The following is a 514-nucleotide window of genomic DNA, read 5'->3' as shown; positions in this document are numbered from 1 at the left end:
ATTATGTATAAGATTGGCTCCTTCTACCACTCCTACAGTCTCATCTAGCTTTTTAAGACTTTCTTCCCTTGAGAGGACTGTTTTCTCGCCTCTTTCGTTAAGCTTTTCTACACGGACTACTACATTGGGATCTGCTTTCACCCCTTCGATTACCTCGTTAAGACTATAACTAGGCAACTCTTTCTCGCCGTAGTACCATACCCCATTTCTTCGTTCGTGATTTACACGCTCACTAGGAATGGTCTTAGCAAAGTCCTTAAGTGCCAAGCGCTCTCCGGTATCAGCAGCTTGAAACTGGATGATACGACCTCCTTTGGTTTCCAAAGCTCCGTAGTCACCTTTTATAAAGGTAGCCCACTCCCATGCTTGCGAACCAATAAATATAAGTCCACCAAGAACGGTAAGGAACATATACCAAGTTGTTTTCTTCTTCTGCATCTTATGCCCTGCATCAACTGCCAACACCATCGTAACAGAAGACATAATCAGAACGAAAGTCATGAAGGCCACATAG

At 43.6% G+C, this 514-nt stretch carries 1 pseudogene; it reads right to left on the bottom strand.

Going from position 1 to position 514, the window contains the following annotated elements:
- Positions 1-514: pseudogene (locus tag F1E73_RS17330) on the bottom strand (cytochrome c oxidase subunit 3); the annotation flags it as partial.

This window comes from Arenibacter lacus (assembly GCF_008711145.1).
Lineage (GTDB): Bacteria > Bacteroidota > Bacteroidia > Flavobacteriales > Flavobacteriaceae > Arenibacter > Arenibacter amylolyticus.
Note: the sequence above shows the minus strand (reverse complement) of the source record. Positions and strands in the feature narration are given on the sequence as shown.